General features: G+C 40.2%; 7 protein-coding genes. 4 read left to right on the top strand and 3 right to left on the bottom strand.

Annotated elements, in window-relative coordinates; translation table 11 throughout:
• Window positions 1-304 precede the first annotated feature (304 nt).
• Complete coding sequence (locus HWX04_RS07450) at window positions 305-454, top strand: hypothetical protein (RefSeq protein ID WP_175869509.1); 150 nt, start codon at window positions 305-307, stop codon at window positions 452-454.
• Between the two features lie 503 nt (window positions 455-957).
• Here HWX04_RS07450 and HWX04_RS07445 read toward each other — a convergent pair.
• Together HWX04_RS07445 and HWX04_RS07440 are read right to left on the bottom strand one after the other, a co-directional pair.
• Window positions 958-1971 (bottom strand): sensor histidine kinase, encoded by a 1014-nt coding sequence (locus HWX04_RS07445; protein ID WP_175869508.1) that lies wholly within the window; start codon window positions 1969-1971, stop codon window positions 958-960.
• Window positions 1972-1993: 22 nt separating this feature from the next.
• On the bottom strand, window positions 1994-2788 hold the full coding sequence (locus tag HWX04_RS07440) for a response regulator (protein WP_175869507.1): 795 nt from the start codon (window positions 2786-2788) through the stop codon (window positions 1994-1996).
• A gap of 167 nt (window positions 2789-2955) precedes the next feature.
• On the opposite strand from HWX04_RS07440, the gene HWX04_RS07435 reads away from it, so the two are divergent.
• The 3 genes from HWX04_RS07435 (at window position 2956) to HWX04_RS07425 (ending at window position 5374) form a co-directional block, all read left to right on the top strand.
• Window positions 2956-3159, top strand: a complete 204-nt coding sequence (locus tag HWX04_RS07435; protein ID WP_175869506.1) for a NepR family anti-sigma factor — start codon at window positions 2956-2958, stop codon at window positions 3157-3159.
• A 7-nt stretch (window positions 3160-3166) separates the two neighbouring features.
• Window positions 3167-3721 carry an RNA polymerase sigma factor gene (locus HWX04_RS07430; RefSeq protein ID WP_175869505.1) on the top strand — a complete coding sequence of 185 codons (555 nt, stop codon included), beginning with the start codon at window positions 3167-3169 and terminating at the stop codon, window positions 3719-3721.
• Between the two features lie 225 nt (window positions 3722-3946).
• Window positions 3947-5374 (top strand): sensor histidine kinase, encoded by a 1428-nt coding sequence (locus tag HWX04_RS07425; protein ID WP_175869504.1) that lies wholly within the window; start codon window positions 3947-3949, stop codon window positions 5372-5374.
• A 270-nt stretch (window positions 5375-5644) separates the two neighbouring features.
• On the opposite strand, the gene HWX04_RS07420 is transcribed toward HWX04_RS07425, so the two are convergent.
• Window positions 5645-7630, bottom strand: coding sequence for a M23 family metallopeptidase (locus HWX04_RS07420; protein WP_175869503.1), 1986 nt, complete (start codon window positions 7628-7630; stop codon window positions 5645-5647).
• Window positions 7631-8148: the final 518 nt, after the last annotated feature.

Below are 8148 nucleotides of genomic sequence, written 5' to 3'. Positions count from 1 at the left end.
CAAGGGAGTTCCAAGGGAGTTCCAAGGGAGTTCCAAGGGAGTTCCAAGGGAGTTCCAAGGGAGTTCCAAGGGAGTTCCAAGGGAGTTCCAAGGGAGTTCCAAGGGAGTTCCAAGGGAGTTCCAAGGGAGTTCCAAGGGAGTTCCAAGGGAGTTCCAAGCAATTTTCTAGATTGAATCAATCAAAATTATTGGTTCGCACCTCATAAAAGCCAAGCTTGTGGAGAGAATTTATGGGTGAGGAAATATTTGAAAAAGCACTAAAAATATCCCTTGTGAATGCTCTTTGATGTTAAAGGTTTTTTGTATGGGGGGTGATGGTGCTCAACTGATGCTTTTAGGGAGTAAAGAGGGGTATGAAGGTACAAAAAGGCTTGATGGCTCACTTTACGGGGGAGGGGCGCCTATTTACAGGCGCTGTTTTGAAATGAGCTTGGAGGCTATTAAGAAATATTAAAAAAGTGCGTGAAGAGAAAAGTGTCTTCTGTGTTGGATGTTTTTTTGTGAAGAGGATGATTTGAAACACGATAAGTAAAAATATTAACATTGTGTTTTCTATCAGTCCATTGTGGTTGTCGCCGATGTAAGCCCCGTAAAGTTCGAAGAGTGATGATAGATGTTGGCTTTAATTCTTGAAATTTCATCTTTTTCAAAAATAAAAAGCTATGCGCATGGCGAAAATTACACAAGAACATTACCCAAAAAGAGAGGTAGGTTTTCTTTATTTGGGCATATAAAAAGCTGAAACGGCTTGCTTTTCATCGTTTGGGTTTTTGCTTTTTAATAGGTTGTTATAGGAGGGATGGACGTTGATGGACAGCGGGAATGGATTTTGACTGTGGCATTTTCATTGTTAAGGTTTTTTGCGAGGTTGGAAAATATCTTTTGGCTGAATAAAAACAGGGCTGAACAGCTTAGAAATTTTTTTGAAGAGAGGAGTTTATGGTTTGAAAGGCTCTTTTAAGAAAAAATATCAAAATAAGTATCCGGAACAGAAAGGCAATAAAAAATCCCTTCTTTTGTCAATTTGAAGGAAGCTGTGCCATTGACAGAAATGGGAACAATTTTTTCGAGAACGGCACTCCCAAAACAGGCTTTTTCATTGTTTGTGGGAGGGATGCCGGATTCAAAGTGCTCGTTCCAAGTGATGAGTAGGTGCGTTTTGCCATTCAATTTTGTTTCGATTTCACAGCGTACATAGACATGGCCCTTTTCTTGGGAAAGGGCTCCAAAAGAAAGAGAATTGACAATCAATTCATGAAAAGCCAAACCAATATGCAAAGCGGCATTGGGAAAAAGATAAGGATCCACGCCTTCAAGTGAAAAACGTTCTGTGTCTTTCATTAAATAGCCGAAAGCTTGCGTTTGGACCAATTCACGAAATTGGGCGCCACGCCAATCGGAATCGGTGATCAGATCTTGAGAATGAGAAAGAGAATGAAGACGACCTTGAAATTTGCGTAAGAAAACCTGAAGCGTTTCAGTATAGCGGGCCGTTTGGCTGGCAATACTTTGAATGATCGCTAGAAGATTTTTAGAACGGTGGCTGACTTCTCGTAGGAGGATTTTAAGCACTTGTTCACGACGGCGTAAGCCGGAAATATTAACACCGGTGGTGATAATACCGATAATGTCTCCGTTGTCATTGCGGTGGCAATCGATGGAAAATTTATACCAAATTTCTTGTTTGCTCGTATCTTCAAAACGCGCTTCAATGGTTTGCATTTTGCCACTGGCTAAAATTTGCAATTTAATGGTTTCCATATTGTCTGCAAGGTCAAGCGAAAAAAAGTCGCTATCACGACACCCAACCCGCCATTTATGGTGTAGGTGTTGTGGTAAGTTTTCAGCCCATAAATAAACCAGATTTGTTGCCTGATAGAGAACACAAATATCAGCACCACGAATCGCTTGCATGAGCGCGCTGATATGAGATCTATCCATGGGAGGCTTTGAAAGAGGCGTAACAATCATAATTGAAGAGGTTTACTTTCTTTTAAGCCGCTTTAGAAGCATTCTCTTGAAAAAATAAAGCCTGCGAAATAAGCGCTTTCACCATATCAGGATTAAAAGGTTTGGTGATTAAAAAAGTCGGTTCTGGACGCTCGCCGGTCAGTAACCTTTCGGGAAAAGCTGTGATAAAAATCACAGGTATACGGTCGTTTTTCAAAATCTCGTTGACAGCATCAATGCCTGAACTGTTATCGGCTAATTGAATATCCGCTAAAATTAACCGTGGTTTTTTCTTATGATACATGATGACAGCTTCATCACGCGTGCGCGCGATGCCTACAACATGATGACCTAAGCTTTCTACCATTTGCTCAATATCAAGCGCAATAAGAGGCTCATCTTCAATAATCATCACTTGTGTGGCAATTTGTTGAGAAATATCAATGGAGGCTTGGTTGAGAAGCTTGCGAAACTCTTTCGTATCCAGATTCATGATTTCACTGGCTTCTTGTTCATTAAATCCTTCAACGGCAATGAGCAAAAATGCTTGGCGTGCACGGGGGGTCAGATAAGATAATTTGGCACTGGTTTTTTGTTCTAGTCCAAATTGTGGCAAGGGCTCAGGAATATTCGGGGTTGTTTGGTCAAAAAGATGGCAAAAAAGCCAATAGGTACCAATCCGGTCACTGGATGCTTTGGGAAAAATGGAAATGTCGGCAATGAGAGCTTCCAACATTGCTGATACATAAGCATCGCCAGAGAATTGGCTTCCCGTAACAGAACGGGCAAAACGCCGAAGATAGGGAAGATGCGGGGCAATGCGCGTTGATAATGACATAATATATAACTCCTTTGACCTTTCAAGCATTTTGTTGGTTGAAATTCTCAACAGATAAAAAAGTTCCGATTTGTATGGAACTTTTTCCCGATAGCTATATTTACAACCATATAGCGAAAAAATTCTTCGCGGTGCTACTTATATTATATGGATTAGGGGGATGAAAAATGAACGACCGTGATGAAAAAAATCTCACCACACACTTTAAAGTTGGAGATGATCTTCTCGGGCCCAACAGTGAAATAGCACGGAAATTACGCCAATTTTACATGGAAATTCAAGAAGAAGCGCTTCCACGGCGTTTGCTCGAGCTTTTAGAGAAGTTGGAGCGTGCAGAGCAATTTGCCTTAAACAATGTGGAAAAGGTTTGAAACCTTTATGTCAAATTGCGCGAAAAACTTTAAACAAGAACTCCTTTTGGTGTTGCCTACTCTGCGTGCTTTTGCTGTTTCTTTAAGTGGCAAGCATGATAAAGCTGAAGATTTGGTCCAAGATACGGTTATGAAAGCATGGGCTAAGCAAGATAGTTTTGAGATGGGAACCAATCTCAAAGCGTGGCTTTTTACGATTTTGCGCAATGAATTTTATAGTCAAATGCGCAAAAAGGGAAGAGAAGTTCAAGATACCGACGGTGTCTTTACCCAAAATGTTGCGGTTCATCCTGCTCAATATGGATCGCTTGATTTGCAAGATTTTAAAAAAGCCTTAAATCTGCTTTCAGCCGATCAAAGAGAAGCCATTATTCTCATTGGGGCATCAGGATTTTCTTATGAAGATGCTGCGGCTATTTGTGGCTGTGCTGTTGGTACCATTAAAAGCCGTGTGAGCAGGGCGCGTCATCGATTACAGGAGCTTCTTCATGTTGACGGTGAATCCGATTATGGTCCTGATTCTTATTCAGCGGGCAGTACATTGTGTTCATTTAACGGCTAAAAAAGCATAATAATTATGATGGATAGCCTTGTTTTTTTTATTCCCATTATAGCTATTACAGTAAAGTCAGTATCTGAGGAAATTCAGAATGTTTGGCGTGTATCTCTTCGGAACACAAGAAAAGCTTATATGAAACGCTCTCATGGGCTTTTGGTGTTTGTTCCATAAGGTTGCCTTCCTTTGTACTGAAAAATGACGACTTTCAAGTTCGCCAATGGAAATTCTATGACAACAAAAACAAATTTGCTGCCTCAAATGTCTTCTTCTGATGCAACGATATCACGCTGGAGATGGGCAGCGATTGTTGTTTCCCTTGTGATGGCTCTTTTAGCATCGGTTTTTATTATATTGCTTTCCAATGCCGTTGATCGGGAAGTTTCCCAGTTAAATACAAGTTCAGAATTGCGCGAACAGGCTGATTTGGTCCTCATTAACCTGATTGATATGGCTGTTGCTGATCGTAGCTATGCAAAAACACACAAGGCGGAAGATAAGGTCCGCTTTGAAAATGCAGAGCGGGCGTTGGGCGATATTCTCGATTATATCGCACTTATTGTTTATGCACATCCGCAATGGGACGAATGGTTTACGGCTTTTAAAGGCGAGGTTGAAGCACGAAAAGCGTTTATGAACGCCCATATGCAGGCTCTTGATACACTTCCGGATCAATCTTCTCAACCTTCTGTGTCGTTGGACGTCTCAAGAATTCCCGTGGCACGGTTAGCACAATTGATGACAAGTTTTATTAATGGCGATGATGTGGTGCGACAAAAACAGCGTGAGGGCATCGCATTGATGCGAGCTGCTTTAACATTGGCAGCTATTATTTCTGTTGTGAGTACTTTTATCTCTGCCTATTTTGTGATTAATCGTTTTCAGCGTGATGTGCGCTCTTTAAAATTGTATCAATTGCTGCTTCATAGCGAAAATGCCGCTCTTGAAGCCCGTGTGAAAGAACGAACACAAGAATTAGAAAGAGCACGCAATCATGCCGAAAAAGAGCGCCAACGGGTTGAGATATTATTGCAGGATGCAAGTCATCGCATTGGTAACTCTCTTGGGACGGTGTCTTCTTTGCTGGGGCTTCAATTAAGTCGGAGTAAAAATGAAGAAGTCCGTTCTGTTCTAGGAGCGGCACGGGATCGTATTCAGACAATTTCCACAGCCCATCGTCGTTTGCGCTTGAGTGATGATATGGAAACGACTCTCTTGGCCGATTTTCTCAGTTCTGTTGTCCATGATGTCGAATTGTCGGTTCCTTTTGAATTGCGTGAAAACATTACCATTCACACGGACTTTAAAGATTGTCGTCTATCTTCAAGAGATGCCACAACCCTTGGAATTATCCTCGGTGAATTGCTGACCAATTCCTTAAAACATGCTTTTCCTGATCAACGAGCGGGGCATATTTATATCTCCTTTGGTCCTCAAGCCAATGGACAATTGATGCTTATTGTGGAAGATGATGGCGTGGGGATGAAAAACCAAACTTTAAAACAAAAGGCAGGGCTTGGTCGTGTGGTGGTGGAACAGCTTTGTATGCAATTTGGTGAAAAACCACTTTTTGAAACATCTTCTTTAGGAGGAACCAAAATTGTCATTCCTTTGCCAAAACTCAACACAGGCGATGCAAAGGATGCACCGCTCTCATAAAGCTCTCTTTGAAAGTTTTTTGTTTGTTGTGGTTGAAAAGAAAAATGCCTCTATAAATTACGACAACTTTTAAAGAATTCTGTATCACTTCCTATGAGACCAAGATCTTCGTAAAAAGTTGGTTTTCTGTCATTTTCTTATAAGCTTTAACATATTTTATAAGGTAATAACTTCTTCTAAAGAGTGCTCCTGATATATAGGCTGGGATATTTCTAAAGACTGTATTATCCTTATTTATGAAGAATACATTGGCACGGTGCTTTTCATGCTTTAGGTCTCTTCGGATGGTGTTATTGGGCTGTTGATTAAGGAATCAATATTGTTTTTTTCTTGTAGGAATGTTTGCAGGTCTTGATTGGTTAAAGCTTTGCTATCCGGTATACGAATGCGCATGGGATCAACTTTGACGCCATTGACAATGATTTCAAAGTGACAATGGGGACCGGTTGCCATCCCTGTTGTTCCAACATATCCAATGATTTGCCCTTGTCGTACTTTCACGCCTGGTTTGATCTCTGGTGCATAACGGCTTTGGTGTGAATAACTGCTGACATATCCATTGGCATGTTGAATTTCCGTATGGTTTCCATAGCCGCCTGTTACACCTACTTTTGTGACAATACCATCTCCTACAGCAATAATAGGGGATCCTTTTGGAGCAACCCAATCAACCCCTGTATGCATGCGCACATAGCCTAAAATAGGATGTTTGCGTGGACCAAAGGGGGAACCGAAAATACCATTTGGTATGGGTTTGCGGAGCAAGAAAGGCTTTGAACTCTTCCCTTCAGAATCATAATAATCAACGCTTCCATCTTTTAATTGATAACGGTAATATTTATAAGTTGTATTGCCAAAAGTTGCACTAATATAACGAATTTCTGGATCAGTGCTTTTAAACGGTTCTTTTGCTTTTAGGTTCTTTTTGCCATTTTTGGTTTCTTTATCGCTTTGGGGTACAGCATAAAATATTTCGATCTGATCATTGGGGGTTATTGTGCTTTTCATATCAATATTGGTGGCAAGCAGACGAATAAGACGATGAGAAAGCGATAGTGATATATTATGGCTCAGCAAAGCACTATAGAGTGCATCATAAGCCGTTGGTAATTGCGCGCTATTGATATAAGAATGGGGAATACCATTTTGAAAAGCTGTTTTAAGCGCTTTAGACATTCTAGGCTCTGTGCTTTCAATGAATTGGCCTTTATCATTCAGGGCAATGGTGAGAACATGATACATCCCTTGATAAATACTTGCGCGTACGAGATGGTCTTCTTCTCCAGCTTGTGTCACGATACCAATGCGTAAAAGAGTTCCCTCTTTAAGAGTATCGGAAAGGCTCAATTTTTCGAGAGTGCCTACAACTTGTTCAACTTGATTCTTTGTGTAACTGGTGTTTTTAAAAGCATCAGCGATCTTTTGTTTTTTACGAATAGGAATAATATCTTCAACATAATTTTTTGTCAGATCGATCCGCTGATTTTGAGGAGAAACCGTTACATTTTCTTGAACGATTCGGACTTCCGGAGATTCGGTTTCTTGGGAATCAGAAGATATATCTTCCAATTTTAAAGGATCGATGAGGGTAAGAACAGAAAGGAGTTCGGTACTTTTTTCTAACGTAAATCCAGCTTTTTGTACCTCTTGTTGTGCCTCTTCATCTGTTAGTGTATCAGTGTCCTCAAAATCGAATTGATTGATCTTAAAGTCATAGCTGCGTAAGGTGAGTTTTGTTTCGATTTTTGCGCCGTAAATCTGTCCAGAATCTTGTAGATTGATGCTTTGATTTTTCGAATCACTGGCAAGAACACTGAAAGAATCAAATTTTGGATAACTATATTTCTGGGAGCGCTTTTCGGCTAAAGCCATGCGAATCCATTCAAAATGTTGTGTTTGAATGATTTTTTCGTCCCCCTTTTTTTGCAAGATTGATAGTTCAAATTGGCGTTTACTATCGAAGCTTTGCCGTGCGTGCGTGGGAGCAATACGATCTCTTTTATAGCCATTGGCTTCAGGGGCTTGAACTTGTGAGAAATTTTCTTTTGTAAACCATTGTGGCGGTGTTACCAATCGCTGTTGTTCATCAAGAGCCGTAAAAAGTGCAATTCCCATAAGAATGCAGGAAGTGATTCCCGTAAGCACAGTTCCCGTAAGCCAACGGACCGAGACCTGTCGGTGTTCAGGCCGCAAGCGTTTAACGACAAGAGCAGGATCTTGCCCGGGATCGTTTTTTTGTTGTTCGTTATCCCACATAGATTTTAAGCGTACTTTTCAATATTAAATCAAGAAAGCTAACATAGCTTAGCATCTTTCTACAAGAATTTGATTGACAGATTACCGATCATATAATTCTTTTTATCCCGCAATCTCCCATCAATCTTACGCCGAGAAATCCCTTTAAAGCAATATTTAAAGGAGCATTAAACAAAGGCTATCATGATTAATCCATTTTAGCGGTATTTCCTGATTTTTATGCATGGCCATGAGGCGTCTACTTTCTTTAAAGCCAGCCTGTTTATGTTTGTCTGTTTTATTATTTGATTTTGATGTGTTGAAATAGCATTTTTAGAGTCCATATTTTATTTTTTGAAAAAATTAAAAAATGATATTGACTCTTTTGTTGAAAGAGTACTATATACGGGGAGTAACGAGAGCGGTTTCTGCTTGCGATGGTTAGTTTCGCTCTTGTTTTAAGAACTAAGATTATCATATACGCGGTATTTTGCCTTTTAGGTTTTTATTTTACGCTTTTTAGTGTATGGTGTTTTTTG

It is taken from the genome of Bartonella gabonensis (assembly GCF_903679515.1).
Classification (GTDB): Bacteria; Pseudomonadota; Alphaproteobacteria; order Rhizobiales; family Rhizobiaceae; genus Bartonella; species Bartonella gabonensis.
Note: the sequence above shows the minus strand (reverse complement) of the source record. Positions and strands in the feature narration are given on the sequence as shown.

What these genes read in the sequence shown, in the direction of transcription:
- HWX04_RS07450 (WP_175869509.1), top strand. Translation starts at nt 305, where the DNA reads ATGGGGGGTGATGGTGCTCAACTGATGCTTTTAGGGAGTAAAGAGGGG.
- HWX04_RS07445 (WP_175869508.1), bottom strand. Translation starts at nt 1,971, where the DNA reads ATGATTGTTACGCCTCTTTCAAAGCCTCCCATGGATAGATCTCATATC.
- HWX04_RS07440 (WP_175869507.1), bottom strand. Translation starts at nt 2,788, where the DNA reads ATGTCATTATCAACGCGCATTGCCCCGCATCTTCCCTATCTTCGGCGT.
- HWX04_RS07435 (WP_175869506.1), top strand. Translation starts at nt 2,956, where the DNA reads ATGAACGACCGTGATGAAAAAAATCTCACCACACACTTTAAAGTTGGA.
- HWX04_RS07430 (WP_175869505.1), top strand. Translation starts at nt 3,167, where the DNA reads ATGTCAAATTGCGCGAAAAACTTTAAACAAGAACTCCTTTTGGTGTTG.
- HWX04_RS07425 (WP_175869504.1), top strand. Translation starts at nt 3,947, where the DNA reads ATGACAACAAAAACAAATTTGCTGCCTCAAATGTCTTCTTCTGATGCA.
- HWX04_RS07420 (WP_175869503.1), bottom strand. Translation starts at nt 7,630, where the DNA reads ATGTGGGATAACGAACAACAAAAAAACGATCCCGGGCAAGATCCTGCT.